Source organism: Dyadobacter sp. CY261 (assembly GCF_021440085.1).
Taxonomy (GTDB): domain Bacteria; phylum Bacteroidota; class Bacteroidia; order Cytophagales; family Spirosomataceae; genus Dyadobacter.
In genome coordinates, this window is record NZ_JAKCPW010000003.1 from 563,661 (window position 1) to 585,174 (window position 21,514).

General features: G+C 47.6%; 20 protein-coding genes and 1 tRNA gene. 8 read left to right on the forward strand and 13 right to left on the reverse strand.

Features of this window, described 5'->3' with window-relative positions; all coding sequences use genetic code 11:
* Positions 1–44 precede the first annotated feature (44 nt).
* The 3 genes from LZD49_RS12325 to LZD49_RS12335 all read left to right on the forward strand — a co-directional run bounded on the left by LZD49_RS12325 (position 45) and on the right by LZD49_RS12335 (position 1,911).
* A complete protein-coding gene (locus LZD49_RS12325; protein ID WP_234667654.1) occupies positions 45–851 on the forward strand; it encodes a LuxR C-terminal-related transcriptional regulator in 807 nt (268 codons plus the stop codon).
* Between the two features lie 139 nt (positions 852–990).
* On the forward strand, positions 991–1,290 hold the full coding sequence (locus tag LZD49_RS12330; protein WP_234667655.1) for a hypothetical protein: 300 nt from the start codon (positions 991–993) through the stop codon (positions 1,288–1,290).
* 129 nt (positions 1,291–1,419) lie between these two features.
* Positions 1,420–1,911: a DUF1772 domain-containing protein gene (locus LZD49_RS12335; protein WP_234667656.1), complete on the forward strand. Its 492-nt coding sequence runs from the start codon at positions 1,420–1,422 to the stop codon at positions 1,909–1,911.
* 24 nt (positions 1,912–1,935) lie between these two features.
* Here the strand turns inward: LZD49_RS12335 and LZD49_RS12340 are convergent, their stop codons facing one another.
* Positions 1,936–4,374 carry an outer membrane beta-barrel protein gene (locus LZD49_RS12340; RefSeq protein ID WP_234667657.1) on the reverse strand — a complete coding sequence of 813 codons (2,439 nt, stop codon included), beginning with the start codon at positions 4,372–4,374 and terminating at the stop codon, positions 1,936–1,938.
* Between the two features lie 244 nt (positions 4,375–4,618).
* On the opposite strand from LZD49_RS12340, the gene LZD49_RS12345 reads away from it, so the two are divergent.
* Both LZD49_RS12345 and LZD49_RS12350 read left to right on the forward strand, forming a co-directional pair.
* On the forward strand, positions 4,619–5,653 hold the full coding sequence (locus LZD49_RS12345) for a sensor histidine kinase (RefSeq protein ID WP_234667658.1): 1,035 nt from the start codon (positions 4,619–4,621) through the stop codon (positions 5,651–5,653).
* 1 nt (position 5,654) lies between these two features.
* Complete coding sequence (locus LZD49_RS12350) at positions 5,655–6,371, forward strand: LytTR family DNA-binding domain-containing protein (RefSeq protein ID WP_234667659.1); 717 nt, start codon at positions 5,655–5,657, stop codon at positions 6,369–6,371.
* Between the two features lie 74 nt (positions 6,372–6,445).
* Here the strand turns inward: LZD49_RS12350 and LZD49_RS12355 are convergent, their stop codons facing one another.
* Complete coding sequence (locus tag LZD49_RS12355) at positions 6,446–7,021, reverse strand: porin family protein (protein ID WP_234667660.1); 576 nt, start codon at positions 7,019–7,021, stop codon at positions 6,446–6,448.
* A gap of 161 nt (positions 7,022–7,182) precedes the next feature.
* Between LZD49_RS12355 and LZD49_RS12360 the strand changes: the two genes are divergently transcribed.
* The 3 genes from LZD49_RS12360 (at position 7,183) to LZD49_RS12370 (ending at position 9,123) form a co-directional block, all read left to right on the forward strand.
* Entirely contained in the window at positions 7,183–7,428 is a 246-nt protein-coding gene (locus LZD49_RS12360; protein WP_234667661.1) for a hypothetical protein, read from the forward strand.
* 161 nt (positions 7,429–7,589) lie between these two features.
* Positions 7,590–7,674, forward strand: a tRNA-Ser gene (locus LZD49_RS12365).
* Between the two features lie 204 nt (positions 7,675–7,878).
* Positions 7,879–9,123, forward strand: a complete 1,245-nt coding sequence (locus tag LZD49_RS12370) for a hypothetical protein (protein WP_234667662.1) — start codon at positions 7,879–7,881, stop codon at positions 9,121–9,123.
* Between the two features lie 109 nt (positions 9,124–9,232).
* On the opposite strand, the gene LZD49_RS12375 is transcribed toward LZD49_RS12370, so the two are convergent.
* From LZD49_RS12375 to LZD49_RS12425, 11 genes are all read right to left on the reverse strand, one after another.
* Entirely contained in the window at positions 9,233–10,042 is an 810-nt protein-coding gene (locus LZD49_RS12375; protein WP_234667663.1) for a hypothetical protein, read from the reverse strand.
* 37 nt (positions 10,043–10,079) lie between these two features.
* Positions 10,080–13,397 carry a phage tail tape measure protein gene (locus LZD49_RS12380; protein ID WP_234667664.1) on the reverse strand — a complete coding sequence of 1,106 codons (3,318 nt, stop codon included), beginning with the start codon at positions 13,395–13,397 and terminating at the stop codon, positions 10,080–10,082.
* 2 nt (positions 13,398–13,399) lie between these two features.
* Positions 13,400–13,870: a hypothetical protein gene (locus LZD49_RS12385; protein WP_234667665.1), complete on the reverse strand. Its 471-nt coding sequence runs from the start codon at positions 13,868–13,870 to the stop codon at positions 13,400–13,402.
* Positions 13,870–15,948 (reverse strand): hypothetical protein, encoded by a 2,079-nt coding sequence (locus LZD49_RS12390; RefSeq protein WP_234667666.1) that lies wholly within the window; start codon positions 15,946–15,948, stop codon positions 13,870–13,872. The genes LZD49_RS12385 and LZD49_RS12390 overlap by 1 nt, the downstream gene beginning before the upstream one ends.
* A gap of 1 nt (position 15,949) precedes the next feature.
* The gene (locus LZD49_RS12395) at positions 15,950–16,450 is read right to left on the reverse strand and encodes a hypothetical protein (protein ID WP_234667667.1); all 501 of its coding nucleotides are present in this window, start codon (positions 16,448–16,450) and stop codon (positions 15,950–15,952) included.
* A 1-nt stretch (position 16,451) separates the two neighbouring features.
* Entirely contained in the window at positions 16,452–16,904 is a 453-nt protein-coding gene (locus tag LZD49_RS12400; protein ID WP_234667668.1) for a DUF5675 family protein, read from the reverse strand.
* Entirely contained in the window at positions 16,889–17,173 is a 285-nt protein-coding gene (locus LZD49_RS12405; protein ID WP_234667669.1) for a hypothetical protein, read from the reverse strand. The genes LZD49_RS12400 and LZD49_RS12405 overlap by 16 nt, the downstream gene beginning before the upstream one ends.
* Positions 17,145–17,459 carry a hypothetical protein gene (locus tag LZD49_RS12410; RefSeq protein ID WP_234667670.1) on the reverse strand — a complete coding sequence of 105 codons (315 nt, stop codon included), beginning with the start codon at positions 17,457–17,459 and terminating at the stop codon, positions 17,145–17,147. Before LZD49_RS12410 ends, LZD49_RS12405 begins: the two co-directional genes overlap by 29 nt.
* An 84-nt stretch (positions 17,460–17,543) precedes the next feature.
* Positions 17,544–20,741 carry a hypothetical protein gene (locus LZD49_RS12415; protein WP_234667671.1) on the reverse strand — a complete coding sequence of 1,066 codons (3,198 nt, stop codon included), beginning with the start codon at positions 20,739–20,741 and terminating at the stop codon, positions 17,544–17,546.
* Entirely contained in the window at positions 20,738–21,139 is a 402-nt protein-coding gene (locus tag LZD49_RS12420; RefSeq protein ID WP_234667672.1) for a hypothetical protein, read from the reverse strand. Before LZD49_RS12420 ends, LZD49_RS12415 begins: the two co-directional genes overlap by 4 nt.
* A complete protein-coding gene (locus LZD49_RS12425; protein WP_234667673.1) occupies positions 21,136–21,513 on the reverse strand; it encodes a hypothetical protein in 378 nt (125 codons plus the stop codon). The genes LZD49_RS12420 and LZD49_RS12425 overlap by 4 nt, the downstream gene beginning before the upstream one ends.
* Between the last annotated feature and the right edge of the window lies 1 nt (position 21,514).

The window sequence follows — 21,514 nt, forward strand, 5'->3', positions numbered from 1 at the left end:
AGAGTTGTCCTATCCTTACACCTGCAAAGAAAACCGGGATATCAATGAGAGGAAATACTGATTTATCATTACAAAGCCTGCCGGGAAGGTCTATGAGATCTTCGCCCGATTACCTGCAATTGCTTAACACATATTATGATTTTGATGGTGTAGAACCCGATAGGCTTGATAAACAGCTTGCGTTAGTACGGGCGATGGCGCAACTCAGCAGCAGTGGAGTAACGGTTTACGACTTGCAAAAACAGGTGCATGTGTATGCCTCTCGTAACTTTTATCAGCTCTACGGATACAATTTCGAAGACTGGCAATCGCAGGTCGAAAACGAGGTTTTTGATCGTAAAATCCATCCGGACGATCGCGACGCGCTGGCACGTAACGGCTATGGTGCAATGAAATTCATGATGCAACAATCCGTTCACACGCGCAAACACTTCAAACTGGTAACTGAATACCGCATCCTCACGGACGAGCAGGCCTACGTGCGGGTCAGCGAGCAGCACCAGGTGTTAGAACTGGACGCGTCCGGCAACATCTGGCTTTCGCTGGGCGTGATCGATATCTCGCCCAATCAGAAGCTTACCGAAGTGAGTATGCAGATCAATAATTTTCACACAGGGGAGCTTATTAAGCTGGAAAACAACTGCATTTCGGAACGTGTGAAGCTGACGGCACGTGAAAAAGAGATACTTGGAATGGTGGGTTCAGGGAAATTAAGTAAAGAAATTTCCGCATTACTGGACATCAGTGTCCACACTGTCAACACTCACAGGCAACGGATACTTGAAAAATTACGGGCTGACAACTCGATTGAGGCCTTGCAAAGCGCTAAATTGATCGGCTTGATCGCCTGAAAATAATCAATACCAGCCCCATGATAATAGCAAGTCAAATTGTGAGCTAATTCTACAATATAATACAAGAAGTTGGTATAGTTTTAATGTGGTAGTCGGTTACATTTTGTACTTATATACAAAGTTTAACCAGATCGCTATGGAAACTGCAAACGAAAAACAGCCTGTAATCACGCTAAACGATGAGAGTTTCAAGCACTACCTGATCGAACGCTACAGCGGCACCAATGAAAATTCTAATTGGCAAAAATTGAAAGACGCCTCGCAGGAACTTATCTCTTCGGAAACATGGGTCCAGTTATTTAATCACGCGAAGGAAGACCTGGCTAAAAAAGGCGGTTCGCTGATCGGCTACGAACTTGTCAATAATATATTGCTGAGTCATGACGGTGTCACTTCTCACTGGCCTATGAACTGGATGTGGGTAATCCGTTTCTAATGCAACTAAATTCCCGTAAACGGGAATTTAGTTTTCAAGTCTTGCAGCACCCATTTTAACACAGTCCTAACCGTGTCGTTTTTGTTCTATTTTTCCGGTATTTCCGGGCCGAACTTTGAATAAAAAGACATGACGACGATCAACATTTTCTTACTTGCTACCGCAACGGCCAGCGGCCTCATTGCCGGATTATTTTATAGCTACTCGTGCTCCGTTAACCCTGGTCTGGGTGCACTTTCGGACGCTAACTATCTTGCAGCCATGCAATCCATTAACCGCGCCATTCTTAACCCGGTATTCTTCCTCAGTTTTATGGGGACACTGCTGCTATTACCCGTCAGCGCCTACCAGCATTTTGGGACGGGACGGTTTTACTGGCTGCTCGCCGCCAGCATTGTCTACATTATCGCTACTTTCGGGGTAACTATGGCAGGAAATGTGCCTTTGAATGAAGCGTTAAACAAAATCAGTCTCACAAACGCGTCTGCACAGGAACTTGCCGCCCATCGTTTACAGTTTGAAGTTCCGTGGAACAGACTGCATGCGATCCGCACCTATGCTTCGGTTCTTTCGTTCATACTTGTGCTGGTTGCCTGCCTCCATACATTTGACAAACACTGATAGCGAACACGACCATTCATTCGCTTAATCCACCCTACCCTTTTCGTCGTCCGAAGCATTGTTGCTATGCCGACGTTTGCGGGCGAACGTTTCCTTTCCGAATTTGTAGCTAAATGCGACGCCGACGCGCTGCGTGTCGGTTCTGTTAACCTGATAATAGTCGGATTGCCGGATACTGAACGAACGGTTGTGGTACACCCAAGAATGGAACAAGTCTTCGAAATTCAGTGCCACGGCACCTTTTCCTTTCCATATCTTTTTCTGAATGGCGCCATTGACCCGAAACATGCCGGATGTCTGCGCCTGGCCATTTACGTCGCGGCTGGCATAGTAACCACCGAGTTCGGCATTCCAGCCGTTGCCGAGGTTGAAATAGTTATTGATCTCCAGACGCGCCACATTGGTAGCGTAGTTCAGCGATTCGGTGTAGAGCGGGCCTTTCATGGTGATACGGGACAGTCGGAGTGTTGTGTTGTTATACCACCAGCTTGCTAATTGACCCGAAACGCTGGTGTTCAGCAATACCATATAACCGCGGGCGATATTGTCGGGGCGGCTGATGAAAGTATCGCCCTGCGCTTCGATGGTGGTAAAAATGCCGTTAGTGAACCGATTGTAGCTCAATCCCATGTTTAGAAAGCTTTTGTGCTGGTATTTAAGCTCCAAACGGTCTTGATACTGGGGTGTTAGCTGAGGGTTTCCCGCGCTGTAGGTGTATTGATCTTTATAAAACACAAACGGGTTCAGCATCTGGTAATTAGGGCGATTAATTCTTCTGACGGCCATCAGTACAAAGACATTTTGGGCATTCACCTTATAATTCAGGAAAATACTGGGGAAAATTTTGGTGTAGTTTTTGGTAAAACGCATGGCCTGAACGGAATCATTCCCGAACTGATGGCCTCTGGCGACCGTATTTTCCAAACGAAGACCCATTTGCATGCCGAAGCGTGCCCATCGTTTTTCACCGCTTGCGTACGCAGCACTGATGTTTTCGCGATACTGAAAGTGGTTGGACCGGCGATTATCGATAACTGGCAAACCATCGGTCATATTGAAATGATCAAACACAAAGTCATTATCCACGTAACTTGACTTAAAGCCAGCCTCAAAACGCGCTTTGTTTTTCAATGGATGCACATAATCAGCTTTAAAAGTATAAATATTGATATCCGATGGCGTGTGGTAACGGAACAGCTCATTTTGCATCAGCACCCCATCCGCATCGAATAGCCGGTTTTCGAGGTCCTGTTTCCCGTTTGAATGATAGTGCAGATAGTTGGCGTCAACCGCCAACTCGCGGCCTTTGTCGTTGAATTTGTGCAACATATTCACGTTCACACTGGTATTGTTGCGAATATCTTTCGAAACCGTGTTACCGTTCCCTGAGCCTGACAACTTGTTCAGGGAGTTCAATTGTGCACTTTGATAGGCAAAATTGCCTTTCCTGGACGAACCGTTCAGGTTGATGATGGTGCCCAAAACAGTTTTGGAAGTGACGTTCCAGTCCATCCCCAGATTTGCATTATAGCCGTTCGAAGCATAATGCTGATCATTTTTCAGGCTTACCCGCGATTTCAGGGCCCCAGCTTCGTTGTAGTAACGGCGGCTGAAATCATCTTCGCTGTAATTCTTTTCATATCCGTAGCCCAGATTGGCGAATACGTTCAATTTTTTGTGGTTGTAATTGAGATTGAGCGCATCGTTGGTTCTTGCATAACGCCCCAGGCTGCCGCCTAATGCCAGGCTACCCGTAAGTCCACCGACGCGGGCCTTTTTCAAACGAATGTCGATCACCGCATTACCAGCAGCATCATACCGTGCAGGCGGATTGTCCATCAATTCAATTCTGTCGAGTACGCCGCCAGGAAGTGATTTCAAATAAGCAGCCAGATCAGCCCCCGACATGTAGGTACTGCGGCCATCGATCAACACCATGACGCCTCCCTTGCCGTTCAGACTAATCTCTCCATTGGCATTGACCGTTACGCCTGGTGTTTTGGCCAGCACATCGAAAGTATTGCTCGTGGCGCTGCCGATCATGGCGCCCACATTCACGATCGTCCGGTCCAGTTCCTGTTCGATCAATGGCTTACGGGCCTTCACGGTCACTTCGTTAAGCTCAATACTCTTGGCAGGAAGCATGATAATTACGGGTAATGCGATGGTGGGGTGTGTGGCATCGATCGTTAATGGCACACTCGCGAAATCCTTCTGCCCCAGGGCGGCAACGGCCAGTATATAAGTGCTATTTTGAAGGTTGATGAAGCGAAAGCTGCCGTTCGCGTCTGTTATCTCGCCTGCGACGAGCGTCGAATCAGAGATTTTTAGTAACCGGACGGTGGCGCCCGGCAAGCTTTCATTTCCGGCATCTTTAACGGCCCCCGAAATCGAGCTGCCGGGTTGCGCCATAGAAGTGAGCGTGATAACGAGGAAAGTCAGGACGGTGAAAAGCGTTTTCATGGCTGTATGATTTGGTCAATTGATGAAGCAAATATTGTCCAGGCTTGTAAACCCGAGAAATAAATGTGTTGTAACTTCCCATAATCGTGATGGAAGCCGTTTCCGGGCTGACAAACCAGCTCGGCCAACTTTAAGCCTCGTCCGTCACGAAATCGGGGCTTTCCGTCCTGCTCCCGCCGAAGATCCACGGGCATACGACATATTTGCCAGTGATATCAGGCAAGGGCAATAAACCGAATAAACCATGAGCAATATTCTCAACAATAAAGACGCAACCCAGACGGGCATCTACGTCGTGCTAACGGCCGCGAGCGCTGTTCCGGTCTTTTTTGGTATAGATACCTATCTGAACACTATTGGTGCTCCTCATGACGAAGCGTTGGCTACGGCGGCTACGATCGTATTTTTTGGATGCGTTTACACTGGCAGGCACCTTGCGACGATCTGGGCGGCGAGGCAACGCGAGATTTCGAAAGACGTGTTGAATAGCCTGGGTATAGCCATTGCTGTCTGTTTTGTCTGGCTTTTCATTCACGCGGATTTTAATTTTCAGGCGTTTCCAGCCATTAATCTGCTTTTGTACTGGATACCATTTCTTGTGATCGGGCTATGTACGGGGGCGTTGATCAAGCTATTCAGGATGAGCACACAAAAGGAACTGGAAGCAGCCAAAACGCAGGCGGCACAGAGCCAGAGCGAACTGCATTTGCTGCAGTCCCAGCTGAGCCCGCATTTTCTGTTCAACACATTAAATAATATGTACGGCCTGTCGATCACACAGCACGAAAAGATCCCGCCGCTCATACTCAAACTGTCTGATCTACTGCGATATTCCGTTTATGAGGCAAACGAAACCTATGTACCGCTAAAAGACGAACTCGCGTACATTCGTAACTACATTGATTTCGAACAGCTCCGAATGGGTGATCGCCTGGACCTAAAAACTGAGATGGAGCAAGTCGGGAGCACAGACATCCGCATTGCGCCGATGTTGCTGATCGTATTTATTGAAAATGCTTTCAAACACTCTAAAAACACAGCGGATCCAAAGGTTTTTATTGAAATGCACCTCAAAATATGGGGAAATTCGATTCTTTTTTACCTCCGGAATTCGCACAACCGTAAAGTACCAAACGATACAACGGTGGAAAAACACAGCGGATTCGGTCTTGCGAATGTCAGAAAGCGGTTGCTACTGCTTTATCCGAACCAGCACGACCTCGCTATTGAGAATGAAGAAACGACTTATACCATCAATTTGCGTCTGAACCTCCGCTAATATGAGCCCCATGGATTGCCTGATCGTCGACGACGAACCCATTGCAAGGGATATTATACTTAAATATTGCAGCCACCTGCCCTACCTGCGGGTAACGGGCTCCTGTGGGAGCGCGCTGGAAGCCAAGGCAGTGCTGATGCAGCAAAAAGCGGATATCGTGTTTCTGGACATCAATATGCCTGTTATCGATGGCATTTCATTCCTCAATACCCTCAAATCGCCACCACAAGTCATCTTTACCACCGCCTATAAGGAATATGCTGTCGACGCTTTCGACCTCGCTGCCTGCGATTACCTGCTCAAACCCTTTTCCTTGGAAAGGTTTATGGTGGCTGTGGACAAGGCTATGGAAAAAATACAACCTGCCAATTATCCTGAGGTAGAATCTGGAAATCTAAAGGAAGATGACTTTCTCTTTCTCAAAGCGGATGGCAAGATTTACAAAATCATGCACGATGACTTGCTTTATGCGGAAGCCAACGGGAATTATACCAAAGTAAAGACCTCACAGCACACACTATTGCCTGCGATGACATTTTCAGGATTTGAAGAACTGGTGCCCAAATCGAAGTTCCTGCGCATTCACCGCTCCTTTATCATCAACAAATCCAGGATCGACCATATTGAAGGTAATCGCGTATTTATCCAAAATACGGAGATACCCATAGGCAGTAATTATCGTGAGCAGTTTTTGAAGCAAATCGGACTTTCGTCTTAATTAAAAACGCAAAAAAGCAGGGATTTCTCCCTGCTCCTAAGATGCAATCTCAAAATTTTCCTCTCAAAAATTCCCTATTTGTGAGCGGGGATCGCGAAGAATAAGCTGAACTGGATCACGCTGTTCTTAAAATCGGGATTCATCGCGGCGGTTTCGTCAAAATCTCCCACTTTCGAAAAACCGGCTATATACCGCGCACCAATACCCAGACCGAAGTTGGCCTGATAACCCAGGCCTACGCCTCCTGCCAAGTCGAGGTTCTTTGCAAAATTATCGATCGTCTGGTCAGGAATATTTTCCCCTGTTTTGAATGACGCCTGTGGTCCGAATTCGAAATAGAACCCGCCCTTTGAACGGAATTTCAGCATTACCGGCACCGTCACATAAGTCGTTTTAAATTCCTGCGTTCCCGCATTTTTAAATTTCGCACCCTGCGTGGAGAAAAGTACCTCCGGCTGGATCGAAAATACCTGTCCGATGCCAAAGTTCAGAATACCACCCAAATGGTATCCAATGCGTGCATCGGATTCAACGTCACTACCGGTATAGTTGCTGATATTTACCCCCGCTTTCGGGCCGATAGAAAAGGACTGCGCAAACGCCGCACTGCTGAACACCGACAGAAGAACGAGCAAAGAGAATTTTCTCATGGTTTGTTGATTTAATATGGTTTTAAATGTGGATTACCAGTTGTAGTTCAAAAACCATACCAAGTGCATTGAAAAACGCCGGATATTCATCAATATACCGTAATCCCGCAGGGTAGACCGGTCATAATCTATGCTTTTAAAAACCATCTGCTTCCACGATTATGCAATACGCCCAATTTGAATTCAACGCCAGGGGCCCCGATGGCCGAACCTACGAATGCACGATGTTCTACGAGCAACCGAGCCAGCCGGACGCAGCGCAAGCCATCGCCAACGCAGCCCGGTACTATCCTGATTTCACAGACATTCACATTACGGCGACAAAAACTCTATCTCTCGAGGAATACTCTTTCCGGGTACGCCAAATGTCGGATTGCGATGAATGGGGTTTCCAACTTATCCGGTAAAGCCCAGCAGCCACTAACAGGCCACAACAAAAAAAGCAAATTCATGCACTACTCATAATGAAGAACTTACTAAAAATCACAATAAAATCACCAAAATTTTCTTGCGCTTATCGATAATAACTTTACATTTGCACCACGTTTCGCATACGGCGAAGCATTTTAGAGAGATGGCAGAGTGGTCGATTGCGACGGTCTTGAAAACCGTTGACTGTAACAGGTCCGGGGGTTCGAATCCCTCTCTCTCTGCAGAAGATGTCTGATTTCATTTTGAACGCAGTACTGACTTAAAAAAAACTACACGGCCTCCCGTGTAGTTTTTTTGTTTTTGCCCCATCTGAGTCATATTTCACCCACAGTTACGATGAAGGTTACGACTAATTATGGCCGATTACGGCTTAGTTAATTGTTATACTAACCTTCCCACGAACAGTGTTTTACAACAGTGCCAACATGAAGATTTTATTCTGGTTCAGAAAATCAGAGAGTAAGGATCTCGGTAAGTCGGTTGATCCAACAGGTAACATCCAATGCCGCATTACTATCCAGAATGCGACAGTAGAGATAGGTTCGACATCTATCACCTGCTTAAAATCCCGCTGGAACCCAGCCGAGCAGCGAGTCAGAGGGGACAGCAGCCGAGCCGAAAGGGGGAATCGTAGGCTTCGTGAAATAACTTCTGCACTTGAAAAATTGTATGACATACTTAGTGCGAAGTATCCCTACGTATCACCATCCACGGTAAAGGATTATTACCTAACTAAAAGGAAGTTTATCTACTCACTCGGAGAGATCATCGGCGCATTTATGCTACACCGTGAGGCACTTGTCAAGCGCAAAGCCATTACCAAAAGCACCCTCGAAACGAATGAAAATTACGCGCGTCACATTACCGCTTTTTGCAAGGCGAGAAAAATCAACGGCGCCATTGAGATCCAGGATACATTCTTCCACGATCTGTTTGACTGGATGATTGTTAGCGATCGCGCTGGCGAGCGATTTTCAAGGAAAGTGTGCGAATTTGCAAAACAGATACTGACGTGGGGATACAAAAAGAAAATGTGTCCGCCACTGGCGGCTTTTGCGGAGTCCATGCCTGGGCATCCAGATTCCGACGAAGATATGGACACAACCCACCTGTCGATTATAGAGCTCACCAGGTTGATCGATTTTGATTTTAACAAGCTCGTTTCTCAAAAGAAGATCGTACAGCAAACTGCCGATACCCTTTCTGCTGAACGGGATGCCTTTGTATTCAACTGCTTCACAGGGATGCACCACTGCGACTACACAAACAAGGATTTTCAGATCGAGGTATATAAGGAAACCTATTTCCTAACTGGCCAGCGGCAAAAAACAAAAAAGAGGTTTTCGATTAAGCTACTGAATCCGGCAGTCCGGATCCTCGAACGCTACGGCTCCAATCTGCAAAATCTACCAGCTAAAAGCAATCAGAAGCGAAATGCGACTCTCAAACAAATTGCCGTATTCGTCGAGCTACCGGTCGTACTGTCAACGAAAATTGCTCGTAAGACCTTCTCGGATATGGCTATTAATGAAATGATGATGAGCCTGGACGATGTCGCCCAATGCATAGGCCTGACATCGACAAAGTACTTGAAGCACTACGCCCGGATCCGGCAACAACGCCTATTGAAGATTATGCCGAACTGGGATGAATTGAAGGAGGCCTCATAGTGCTACTGAAACGTTAAAAAGTGCCTTCCGTTTTTTGTTGACGGTAGGCACTTTTAATTACCGGTGGCAGCAATTGCTGTTAAGCACCATCGAAGTACTTTTGGCCTTATTATTCCGAGCGGCGGGAATCGATAGAGGCTTTATACACTTGATAAAATTCTATGATTAGGAGATTCAAGTTGCTCGTCCATTTTTGCACTTGTAGATCTGGAATACTCATTAGCTGCCCTATTAACGGACGTTCATCGCGCAGCCAATAAGGAACAGTTCCCTTTCTATGCGTCTCGTCAGCCAATTCTTTTCTGTCAAGTTTTCCCAAAATGATGCAGAAAACTTCTAGCACATCGGCTACCAGGTAGAAAGCACCATTTTCATTGGGATTTCCACTCATCGCAATGGCCTTCTGAGCACAATTAAGCGACTCCCAGTATGCATTGCAAGCAACCCAACCTTCTTTTACATCCCCATAGTTGAGTACATTCTGCGCACGGAGACTTCCCAGGTGAGCCATTGTCGTTGCCATGTTGTGATTTGTTTCAATCAAAGATGACTGGATCTCGTTCTTTAATGAACTGACGTCAACCTTTACCGACTTAACTTCGGACCATTGCTTTTCCAATCTCACAATATAGACGACACCTCCTAAGGAGAAAAATCCGATTACCCCAAAAATGATTGTAATTAGATTATCCAGTTTTCCTCCATACCTCTCAAAAAGTCCAATGTATAGATCTTCCTTTTGCCGAAAGTAATATAACTCCTTGGTTAGCGAGTCTCTCGAAACTTTCACCATCGCAAGTTCTCCTTCGATTTTATCTAGTCGAGCCAATGTTGAATCGCCTTTATCAATGGATTTAATTCTGCTCTGTGCCGACGCGGTCTGACAGATCATCAATAGGATTAAGAGAAGGTATTTCATTCAGTTTTTTTCCGAAAGTTACAAAATGCTGCAAGTTCTAAGCACTTGCTCTCTGGCGGGTATTAGCAATCTGGTCCTCAAATTTTTCAAAAACTTCATAATTGATTCCCGAAGGCTTGTCAACAACCTTTTGCAGGAGTCCTATCATGATAGCAAACTGTGTAGACATGTCACCAGTCATCGGCCCCGCTGCCGGCATCGCAGTGCTGCCCCCATCAGCAAACGCCCGCCCGGTCCGCATTGCTTCGAGCATACTGGTGAAATCAGCGACTACGGGGTTTTGTAGCATCTTGTTGCTTACGACATACTCCGCGCCGGCTTCCCCTGCGACATAGCTCCGTCGGCCGAGCGAGAATAGGGTCGGGCGCGTTACCCATCCCGCCGGCGCTCCGGATTTATCAACCTCAATGCTGCCCAAGTCAGTCGGACCACCTTGCGCGCGGAACGCCGGCGCGTCAGGCTGCTCAGCTGAGTTGATCAGCGCTTTGGCCTTCACCATGCCTGCGGTAACCGCGGCAACGGCGGCTGCGATCCGGAGCGCGACGGTGTAAGGATCCCCTTTCGTTCCAGCGGCAACAGCGGATGCAATGGCGGTACCAGTGTCGACGGCAATCTGAAAAATCCCGAGTGCTTTCTGAAATTCTGCATACTCATTCTGGTTTCCTGCGGCCAGGGTGAGCACGTCAGAAATAACCTGACCGCCTTCCGACATCGCCTGGCCAGTCTTTTGGATCTGATCCAGCTTTATAGCGAGCAATTCCCGATCGGCTTTGGCAATCTCGGAATTGATCCGCTTTTGCTGATCGATTTCCATTGTGCCATAGTCTTCACGGAGTAACCGAAGCCGTTCGAGCTGATCACGGACGATCTGCTCTTTGCTTTCCCCGTTTTCTTCCGCCATGGCCAGCTCACTACGGTAGCTGTCGACAACGCCGTCGAGCAGTTCGTCGTTGGCTTTTTTGGCGCGCTCAGCCTTTAAGGCATCAACTTCCTGACGCCAGCGTTTTTCGATTTCAACGATCGATTCGCCCCGCGCTTTTGCGGCTGCTATCTCCTGCTCATAGTGGTGATTAATCTCAAAAAGCTGCTCATCCTGGCGTTTTAAGATTTCGTCCTGGTGTTTCTGCTCAGCTTCATTTTCTTCCTTCGCCTGGCTGTTAATTACGTTCAGCTGCCCGCGAATGGTTTTATCGAAGTCGGTCAGAAACTTTTTATTGTACTTCTGGGAAATGTTGCCGACTTCCTGCTGATGGAGCTCGTTGATTCGTTCGAGATCTTTCGAATTTTTGCCTGCACGTTTCCGGAGCTCGTCGTACTTGTATTGAGCAGCTTGAAGTTCCTTGTCGCGCTCACCCATCATATTGATGGTATTGCGTTGCTGTTCTTTCAGCAGATCATCGTTCAGCTTCTTCTGCTCTTCTCGTGCCTTTTTAGCCTGGTCCCTGGTCGGCCCTACGTATGGTACAGCAGGTGAATCTGATGGATTTCCAGCTTGAAGTTTTCCACGGTTAGGATCCCGACGCTTCCGCCTGGTGTCGATATCGTCAATACCTTCCAGGCCCGCCAGGTCGCGCCGGCGTTGGGTAATTTCTTCATTGAGTTTTTGGGCTTCCTTCCGGCGCTGCTCAAATTCCTCCTTCGTAAAATTTTGTTCAACCAACTGACCGCCGCTGTTGACGACCATTTTTTTCTTTTGGTTCAGCTCCCATTGCACAACCTTCGCGCGCCGATCCAGATCCGCGACTTCCTCTTTGAGCATTTCACGGCGAGTCTGGCGCATTGTCTCCAATAACGATCGTTGATTAGCAATAAACTGAGCAGCTTTGTCCCTGCTGATATCCATCGCATTCCCATACTTATCGAACGATGTTGCCGCCTGGGGAACTTCGTCCGCGATCGCATTTACAATTTTTTGCAGTTCCTGCTGCTCTTTGGTAGAAAGGTTGGTTTTAGATTTCAACTCGTCATACCTGGCGAGTAGCGCGGGGAATTTGGATTCAACCGCGGCTACTTTTTCCTGCTGCTTTTGCAGCTCCTTCAAATTCAGATCCAGTTCGGACACTACACCAGCCCATTTTCCGAACAGCTCAATGAATGGGGAAATACCAGCCGCGGTCGATTCCCACCACGTGGATAGTTTCTTTTGGATTTTATCCAGGATCGCCGCGTTGTTCTGGTTCTTGGTATTAAACTCATCGATGACCGAAGTGCCTTTTTCGAACGCCGAGTTTGCAATTTCCTGCTGTTTGCGTACCAGCTCGGTATTTTTTGCAAATGCTCCCAGTACTGCCGCGCCCTCGCTACCTTCGATCCCCAGGGTTTCAAGCATTTTAGCCAAACCTTCGACGCCTTTGGTGCTACTTTTCGCACCTTCCAGCACGCGCAGGAACGCCTCGTTACCATCGGTTTTAAGCAGCTTCGAGAATTCTTTCACCTGCATGCCGGCCACCTTGGCAAAATACGGCACGTCTTTACCCATGGCGATTATCATCTTACCAATGTTGGTAGCCGACAGCTCTGAACTTTGTCCCAGAATGTCAGCTGCTGCTGCCATCCCCATCGTGTCGGCAATGCTAATTCCGGCATTGGGCGCAATACCGGCAAAACGTTTCGCCCAGTTCACCAGATAACCCTCATTCGCCTGGCTACTTGCGCCCACTGTATTAATGGCCGATCCGACTTTGAGCATTGATTTTTCAATCCCAAATTCCTGCTCGAGACCGAAAATCGCCACTAGTTTTCCGATATCGTTGAGCGCTTCCTCAGTATTGCCTCCCAGATCTTCACCCAACGCGACATTGAGCATATCAGCTGCTTTCACAAAAGACAAAACTTCATCTTTGGTCTCGTATCCAAGTTTTCCCGCAACGACAGCCAGTTTACGCAATTCGTCGACCGGAGTCCGGGTATTGAGCTCATTCAGCTCCGTATTGAGCTCGGTGAGATCCTTCCCGGTAATTCCAGTTTGTTTTGATACATCAGCCAAAGAATCCGACAATAGCGCGTTTGTCGATATCAGAGAAACGATCCCTTGTTTCAACATGCCAATCCCCTGATCAATCAGACTGCCCCCGACAAATCCTGCCGCGATGTCCTTCCAGGTGCCTTTGAACTTCAAAAGGGAACCTTCCCCGCCGCGTATTTCGGTGAGCATGGACTGGTGCGCCTTGCGAACCTGGTCAAGCTGCTTGCGCACCTTGTCATACCCAGCAGGGTCATCGGCTTTTTTCATATTGGCCAGCTGCCGCTCGAGACCGATCATGGTCGTGCGCACTTCCTTCAAACTGGTTTTAGCTTTCTCTCCGTTGATGATCAGCTCAATGACGGCTTTCTCATTCGTCCTGCCCTTTGCCATGGCTATAAATTGATTGTAACAGTGTTGTTAAGGAGGGTTTCGGCCATTTTGATCAAGCCGATGCCGTAGCGGCTGGCCAGTATCTCAGCCAACTTCTTTTCTTCCGCCGTTTTGCGCCGTGAATACCACTTTATCGGCTTCCGAGGCACATCGGGCTTATGTATTGAATATCGCTTCCGGAGCAAGGCAGAATTCATGTTCACGCCTCGCCCTACGCCCATGTCGATGAACCGACCGTACATTGGAAATTCCATCGAGACCTTATCCATTCCGCCGGATCCCATCGAAAGACCGGTCTTCCACTCATCGTACAAGCCACGCGTTCGCTCCAACTTGTTTTTCCCGCGCGACCTGGTACGATAAACCTTCTTTTCTAATTCAGCACGGAAGCGGGTCAATGCAATTTTCAGGAACTGTTCATAAGTCCCTTTCAGATTTATCCGGGCGTTGATATCGAGCTCTTTATATTCCATCAGCGTGTACGATATCCTTCGCCATCGAGCATCGCCCAGGTGGTCCATTTGATCAATCCCCTTGGATTCCCAGCTATATGCACCAGGGCGCTCGGTTCAATGACGGTCCTATGCCCGAAGATGTAGATTGAATGCTTGGTGGATTTGGTGGTCGATATCCCGTTGACATCGTAATCGGTGACCTTTTTACGGTACTCGATCAAAAATCCCTGGGTAGTCTCAGGCTCCGTGAATAGGCCGTCTTTCCACACGTAGGCAACGATATCCCAAAATGTGGTGGTCACACTGCCGTTCTCATTCTTCTCCGTACGATGATTTTCCATACGGAGCTCCACCCAACTACCGATCAGAGCGGCATCCGTCGTACTGCGCGGCTTGACCGTTTTAGGCACCAATTGACGCCCTTCGAATTCAGCCAGCACAAACCCGTCGTTTGCCGGAAGCTCATACTTCATTTTTTCAAGCAGGTATTTACCGAGCACCTGGTTGGATAGTTTGAACCCGATCGGAGCTGACGCGCTGACCTGGTAGAGTGTCGACAGGTTCATGCGCAGGGCGAGTGTAACCTTTTTGGAATCAGCGAGGAATTGATAATACATGCGCTGATAGCGGTTCCACATATCATCAGGCTCACCTGGTTGAAGGGACAGCTCACCGATGATCCGGTACTTAGAGTCGTAGCTTACGCTGCTTGCGTAAGGATAAAGCTTCCCGGCGGTGTCTTCCCGTAGCCCCCAATAAATCAGCATACGCAACTTCCAATCATTCTTTGCTTCCGGAATCAGCTCCGGGTCGGTCGCATCGAAATAGGGAGAATAGTTTTGCGACTTTTCAAAGAATGGATCCGCCAGGTTGCCCGGCTGCTGAGCCGCCGGCAGGAGCCATTCAGGCCCGGCTGCTGTTGTGTCATTGGTGTTCTTAAAGCCATCGACACGAAGTGTACCGATCGATAGCGAAACGGGAGTTTGTTTCCCTCCGATCGCAAATGAAAATGTCTCGCGGATCTCCTTGGGCTGGATATTCTTTGAGTCAAATGGGTACGGGTGATAGCGCACATACTTGTCGCTATCATCTTTGAAGGCGGTAACCGTAAAGCCTTTTGTCTCCGATTTTTCAACGCCCTCCGTTTCGGGAATTACTGACTTTGAAAGGTCGACATAATCCGCCTGCCTGGTGAGTGCCTTATAGGTATTAAAGATCGCTTTGCGGTTGGTGACATTGATATCGATACTCACGCCGATCCACGCCCGCACCGCTTTAAAAAACTCCGAAACAGAATATGTCCCCAAGTGTCGTCCAATCTCCACGGTATAGCCGGCAGTGTCGATCGACAGGCCTGGCGTCGTCTGTGTATTGTAAATAATCAATCTGCTAAGGACTGGATCCGTAAGCAGTGATCCGGATGCAGTAAATCCCAGCTTAGAGCAGATATAACTGATCAGCCAGGTCATATAAACCATAGGTACCAGCAGCCGGTCGCCAGTCCCCAAAAGTGTATCGGAATAGACCGGACCTTCTACACCAGGATAGCACACATTGACGATCGTAGGCCTGGTAAAGCTGATCGGTGCTCCCTGGCTGTTGACTGGTTTAAATTCGGCATCCACCATTTCAGAATTGTGAAATGGCGGAAAAACGATCGGGTACCTGCCAGCCGGCGCGGTTGCCAATTTCAACATAGTCGGCGCACCTGATGTCTCGTCCGTCGACACAAAAAAGTGCTCTGTAACAAACTCCCGGACCGGCACGTTCCGGATCTTGTCGGCGATCTCACCCAGGTCGATTAACAGTGCAGCAGTAGCCACGGACCCGGAAGTTTTGAAAGTGAGCAGCGCCCCGAATTGGAATGGTCCGGATCGGACAGTGACCTTGATATCATCCTGTGGCGGGCTTTCTGGGAGGTGGGAATTACCGATGAACCTGCAATTATTTGGCGTCAGACCAAACTCGAATGGGTACGAGTATGACCCCCTGATCACGTCGTCAGTATCGAAAATTGTCGAGTTAATTTCGATGTTCAGGCGCTGATCAGCGGGGAGCTCTAATATCAACCCGTTCGGATTACGAATTTCGAGCATATTAAATGGCGGCTTTGGCAAGCGTAAATCCTGCCCAGATAATGAAAGCGAGAGATAGGATCAGGACCAGCAGTAGAGCCAGCGCGAAAAGTAAAATTTTCCACCATCGGACAGGAGCTGGCTTTACATGTGGCCAGGGACCAATAATGTATTTCCAGCAGTGATCATGATCGATCAGGTTGAGCATGCCAGTACAACCTTCTCCCATGATTGTAAGGCTGCCCATCGTCCAGTTCTTGCCCAGGGCACTACTGACCGTTTCACCGTCGACGCCAAAATGGTAGCCGCCTTTCGCAAGAAAATAAGCGTTGAAAAATGAGGCGTACGTCGCGTTGGCATACACATCAAGCCCATAAGCTCCCAGGTAATAAGAATCGGCCAATCGGGTTTTGTTGCCAAATCGTAACTGATCGATCAACGTATGAAATCTTGCGATCGGACCGAGTGCGAAGCATAGCAATTTCGCAAAGTAATACAGCAGAACACTGATTAGAAGGTTCATTTCAGTAAGCATTTGAGATTTTACACCAGATTTTTTCTCCGGCCTGGATTCGCTCCTGGATTAGGGCATCCAACCGGTTGAATGCTTTACGGCTTTCGGTGACAATCCAGTCAGCGCCCGAAGCCTGATAATTTTCACCAGGAAGTTGGCATCCGTCCGTGTCCAGGTGGGTGTTTCCAGGGTGAGCTAGAATGCCGACAAAACCCGGAACGTCTACAAAGCGCGGTAGCATTCGTTTAAACCTGGGCGACATCACATAAATGACTTGGTATCTGCCTTCCGGAATGGCAGTTTTTCCGTGCACTTTCTTTGCTTTAATTTCCTCGATAGGCATATCACTCCGAAGGCCACGGTCGACGTCTTCCAGTATGTAGCAAAAGAATTTCCCGTCGACAGACAAGGTGCTGAGTGTACTGTTGACGCCCTTTTTAATACGGATTACATTGATGTCCATGGATCGGAGGATTTGTAGTGGAAATAAAACAAGGCGTAGGATGCGACAATGGCAGAAGGATGCACGACGTCGTTACCAAAATGAACTGAGCCCGGGTGTGCATTGCTGGCCAGCATAAAGAAGGCCCCGCCCATGATTATAAATAGGGAAACCCGCTCGAACCAGAATTCGCGCAGGCCATCGGTCAAGCGAAAAAGAGCGACCAGGATGATTACCAGCAGTATCAGCTGGTTAAGGAAATTACTCGGGTTGAGTGTCAGTACTTCCATCTTGTGAAGTGTTATTGAAACGTTTGAAAATCTCGCTGCTGGTTCGCTCGATGACGGAAAAGCCTCCGACGCCGATCGCGAAAGCAACCCCTTCCAACGATTTCAAATTGGCAAATTCGGCCACGAGCTTCGTCAGGTACACCGCCGTCAGGTAATTGACCAGCACGATGGAGACGATCTCTTTCTTGTCCTTTTTCTTCCCGTTGATCAGCAATACCACTGTACCCAGAAATGCCGCAGTGGCAATGCTCCGTTCTACCGGAAAAAAAATATCCCAAATTGACATCGTAGGAGAGGTTAACGATGTGCAATTTGGGACGCGCGTCCGCTCTGTCGCTAGGACACAAAATCGAGTTTCACCCTGAGAATATCACGATATCCAGTTGAGTCCATACATGATGGAGCTGAATAAGATATCCGCGATTCTGAGGTATCCCGGGTCATTTAAATGCATTTTATCGTACGGATAAACCTGCCCATCTCGTTGCTCCGGAAAACGGAAGCCCCAATCCGTGGCTCTATTAGCTACCAAATAGGTCGGGGACAACACAACCTGAACATTGTTAGGGCTTTTATAGTTGGCAAATTCTGTTTTCAACAGTTCCAAAAATGGAATGAGTGTGGTCTTGATAAAATTGCCGTCGCTCGAATCCAAAGCTCCCATAGTCGGCATGCTCAGGATGACCAGCATGTTAGGATTGTATTCCCATGCGCTCGCCATCAAAAGTTTCAGGTTGGCAATATACTCTTCCTTAGTAAACCGGAATTCATCATTGTTGCCCAGGTGAATTGGCATAATATCGCAAGCAGGAAACGCATGAAGCGCCATATAAGCCGAGAAACTGAGCTGGCCGCCGATAAAAAATGGACTTCCGGTAGTTGTAAACATGCGCGTATCCCAGCTCGGTCTTCCTTCGTTCAACACAGTCACGCCATCCCCAGTGCTACTTACCGTGCCTATGAAGTGAGGCTTGAACGAACCATTCGAATCAAATAGCCTTTTCAATTCTCTCGTTACTAGCCCCTCTCGTTCTTTCATGTGACTGTCTCCGACAATACACATATATAAATCCGCTGTCGGGTTATAGACATTAGAAACACACCTGAGAGGGAACGATGCCGCATTTAACGTTTCACCAGAGTGCAGTTTGTTGGTCAAGGTGATATTGAACGGTGCAGGTACCGACTCGGTCGTTTGGCGTAGATATTTAAACCCTTTGAGATGACTGCTGTCTGGGCAAATATAGGTTCTAGTCCCATCATTAGCGCTAATATCCAGCCGGGTGTCTGGCTCATTAGCATAGCTTATCTTCCTGACATTCTCTTTCCAGATCGGAAACTCCCGACCCAAAGCATACGGAACGTAGAGTGGCGTTATGAACGCGGGTGCTGCTTGACCGATTGAGAATAAATCCTTGTAACGGCTTTTGTTGATTAGTGAGCGACCGACATTCTGAAATACTTTGCTAGCGAGGCCAGCAACTGTCATTTTGCTCCAATCTATGACCAGTTGAATCACGTCACCGTTGGGAGACGTGTCAATCACATATTTCTTCACGCCGGCGGGAATCCCATTTCCGAAGCTTTTATTGAAGGAAGCCAGCGTGGTATTATTGTAGAAGGAAATGATCGTAGGATTATCAGCATCTCCTTTTTGAATGTAATAAAGACTGTAAAACACTCCGTAATTCTTAGACTGAATACTGATATCACGGAGTGCCAGAATTGTCTCGATTTCAGCTGAATTAAAGGCGGCCGATGGATCTTCAAACACCTTCCGTTCGATCCATTCTGTATATAAATAATTAGCCTTGTTGAACAGCGAGCGGGCTACATCAAGAAAATATTTGGACGCCGTGCCGGCCGTCGTCATGCGGTCCCAGTCAATGACCAAATTAATCTTATCCTGATTGGTTGCCGTCAATGTATATTTTTTCACCCCTTTAACAATACCATTCGCAAGGGTGAGGTTAAAGGAGCTGGCCGTGCTATTATTGAAAACAGCAATTATGGTTGGGCTAACAGCATCTCCCTTTTGCAGATAATAAAGGCTGTAAAAAACACCTGGATTTACAGACTGCACCCATACGCTTCTTAGTGCCAGGGCTGTTTCAATTTCAGCATAGTTAAATGCGGCCGACGGATCTTCGAAAACGTCGCGTTGAAGGAATTGGAGCGTTGAATACACGTTCTTATGAAAGGTTGCTTTATTGGCAGTCACAAAAATTTGCTCGCCGGCAGTACTCGTAATCTTTGACCAATCCAGTGTGAGATAAATCTCATCGAAGTTGGTGGGGTTAACCAATTTGTATTCAACAACGCCTGCTGGAATACCCAGGCCAAAGCTTATGGGAAATGAAGTTCCTCCCTTATCAATAGTCAAACTGATACGTGTCTCGACGACGGTGCTTCCCTTGGTGATATAATTGATCCCGTATATGGTTGGTAAACCAGGATTGGTATTTCGGACGGCTGCATTCAATATCCCTCCAAGTATCTTTTTCTCATTTAGCGAGAACTGGTTAAGAGGGTTTTCAAAGATGTATGCGTTGCCTTTCTTAGGAAAGACGATATAGCATGATGAAGCAAAAACGGCCTTTGAGTTTGTCACGAAAAAATTGACATTGGTTGTCGTTATCAGCGTCCAGTCAATTGTTATCACGATTTCATCCCCATTGTCCGGGTTGACACACTTATAGATCTGTATACCACTAACAACACCGTTACCAAACGATGTTGGGAAGGAAACGCCTGAAAGGTTCTTGTCCAATGAAATCACAGTCGGGTTCGTAGCATCGCCTCTTTTGATGTAATTCAGCGCATATACGATATCTCCGTATTCAGAGTAAATTACAACGTCACGGATTGATTTGGCGACTTCTATTTCTTTCCCATTGACGTTGTTTGAAAACACAACATTTTTATCGCGCCACAAATATTTCCCCTTGTCCGCAAGTTGCTCTAACGTACTGGTTTTCTGTAAAGCCAAATCACCCTTGGGCAGTTTAACAAATGAAGTTCCTGACCAGCCAATGAAGTCTCCCGGCTCATAGCTTTCTGTCTCACCTGTGTAGGAATTCGACCCTGGTTCGGTCACATACCAAACCTTGTTTTTATCGGTATCGGTATTGCCCAGACCTAACGTAGAAAGGTTAGGAAGGCCAGTTGCTCCATCCCATGTCCTGCCGTCCCATTTAAAGGGACCAGCAGACATATCCCGATAGTCTTTGGCTTGCAAAGCATATTCTTCCGCCTGCTCCTGAATGATAAGGGTATCTCCTTTGATCGCATTTAAAGCATCAACGTAGGATTGAGCGCTTTCCAGATTCTCATACCGAGGCACAAGGTTTTCTATCGAGGTGCCGCCTTTGTACCAGTATTCTATCATTCCCTTTCCATCGTTCAGGTCGATCCAGCGAATTTTTCCGATAGCTCGATAGTCAGTCGGCGTTCCCTGGTGAGCTGCTAAAACTGAGGGCCATGGTTGACCGTTGTCCTGCAACTGAAATGCGATATCGGGACCGGGGCTGAGATTTCTAAGACCTCCCAATGTATCTATGAAGCTCATGATATTCTGAATTCGGTTGTTGTTGAAAATTGGGTTTTGAAATTTGATCGGTAAACACGCCAGCCATTCACGACGCCGATCACTTGAAAGGCCTGGCCTGGTCCAATTAGTCCCTGGTTGAGACCGGAACCATACCAAACCGTTTTTATTGGCTCGGTATCGCGTTCAGCCATGTAAAGGAACATGGGTGCGGCATTCCCAGCCCGAAAGTCAGCTGTGATCGTAGATCCGGATGCGAATTCCGCCGATCCTTGCAGGACGACAATCTGCGCTTCAACCAATAGATCGGATGTACTCATCCATCCCCACCGGGCAATCTTATTCGAAGAGAATGGCACGGTCGAAAGCGTGATTTCGATTGTGTCTTCATCGTCGCGAAAAGTGACTGAAACACTCATGATACAGTTTTTGTTATGTCGTCCGTAATTGTAAAAGCTCCCCGAACCCGCGTCTTGATTTTCCCATTTGGATAGGTTTGCTGGATATCATAGACGAAGGAGCCGGCGGGTAGCTGCTCCATATATCCCGCTGGGATCTGCAATAACAGAACACCTCCGTCCATCGTCTCTATTGAAATCCCCCCTACGGGGTTGAGACCACTGGCAATTTCCTTGATCAGGGTATTGCCATTTCGGATCTGCATCCGGTATGTGCTCGGTTGTAAATTTTCTTCGATACCGTTACGGCGGATACGAATCCACCTTTCGAAGGTGTCACCCCGATAACAATTAATATCCAGGCCGGAAGCCGGCCCGGTCGTAGATACTGCCATG

Excerpts from the sequence above, each read along its gene's own strand:
- LZD49_RS12325 (WP_234667654.1), top strand. The coding sequence starts at position 45 with ATGAGAGGAAATACTGATTTATCATTACAAAGCCTGCCGGGAAGGTCT.
- LZD49_RS12330 (WP_234667655.1), top strand. The coding sequence starts at position 991 with ATGGAAACTGCAAACGAAAAACAGCCTGTAATCACGCTAAACGATGAG.
- LZD49_RS12335 (WP_234667656.1), top strand. The coding sequence starts at position 1,420 with ATGACGACGATCAACATTTTCTTACTTGCTACCGCAACGGCCAGCGGC.
- LZD49_RS12340 (WP_234667657.1), bottom strand. The coding sequence starts at position 4,374 with ATGAAAACGCTTTTCACCGTCCTGACTTTCCTCGTTATCACGCTCACT.
- LZD49_RS12345 (WP_234667658.1), top strand. The coding sequence starts at position 4,619 with ATGAGCAATATTCTCAACAATAAAGACGCAACCCAGACGGGCATCTAC.
- LZD49_RS12350 (WP_234667659.1), top strand. The coding sequence starts at position 5,655 with ATGAGCCCCATGGATTGCCTGATCGTCGACGACGAACCCATTGCAAGG.
- LZD49_RS12355 (WP_234667660.1), bottom strand. The coding sequence starts at position 7,021 with ATGAGAAAATTCTCTTTGCTCGTTCTTCTGTCGGTGTTCAGCAGTGCG.
- LZD49_RS12360 (WP_234667661.1), top strand. The coding sequence starts at position 7,183 with ATGCAATACGCCCAATTTGAATTCAACGCCAGGGGCCCCGATGGCCGA.
- LZD49_RS12370 (WP_234667662.1), top strand. The coding sequence starts at position 7,879 with ATGAAGATTTTATTCTGGTTCAGAAAATCAGAGAGTAAGGATCTCGGT.
- LZD49_RS12375 (WP_234667663.1), bottom strand. The coding sequence starts at position 10,042 with ATGAAATACCTTCTCTTAATCCTATTGATGATCTGTCAGACCGCGTCG.
- LZD49_RS12380 (WP_234667664.1), bottom strand. The coding sequence starts at position 13,397 with ATGGCAAAGGGCAGGACGAATGAGAAAGCCGTCATTGAGCTGATCATC.
- LZD49_RS12385 (WP_234667665.1), bottom strand. The coding sequence starts at position 13,870 with ATGGAATATAAAGAGCTCGATATCAACGCCCGGATAAATCTGAAAGGG.
- LZD49_RS12390 (WP_234667666.1), bottom strand. The coding sequence starts at position 15,948 with ATGCTCGAAATTCGTAATCCGAACGGGTTGATATTAGAGCTCCCCGCT.
- LZD49_RS12395 (WP_234667667.1), bottom strand. The coding sequence starts at position 16,450 with ATGAACCTTCTAATCAGTGTTCTGCTGTATTACTTTGCGAAATTGCTA.
- LZD49_RS12400 (WP_234667668.1), bottom strand. The coding sequence starts at position 16,904 with ATGGACATCAATGTAATCCGTATTAAAAAGGGCGTCAACAGTACACTC.
- LZD49_RS12405 (WP_234667669.1), bottom strand. The coding sequence starts at position 17,173 with ATGGAAGTACTGACACTCAACCCGAGTAATTTCCTTAACCAGCTGATA.
- LZD49_RS12410 (WP_234667670.1), bottom strand. The coding sequence starts at position 17,459 with ATGTCAATTTGGGATATTTTTTTTCCGGTAGAACGGAGCATTGCCACT.
- LZD49_RS12415 (WP_234667671.1), bottom strand. The coding sequence starts at position 20,741 with ATGAGCTTCATAGATACATTGGGAGGTCTTAGAAATCTCAGCCCCGGT.
- LZD49_RS12420 (WP_234667672.1), bottom strand. The coding sequence starts at position 21,139 with ATGAGTGTTTCAGTCACTTTTCGCGACGATGAAGACACAATCGAAATC.
- LZD49_RS12425 (WP_234667673.1), bottom strand. The coding sequence starts at position 21,513 with ATGGCAGTATCTACGACCGGGCCGGCTTCCGGCCTGGATATTAATTGT.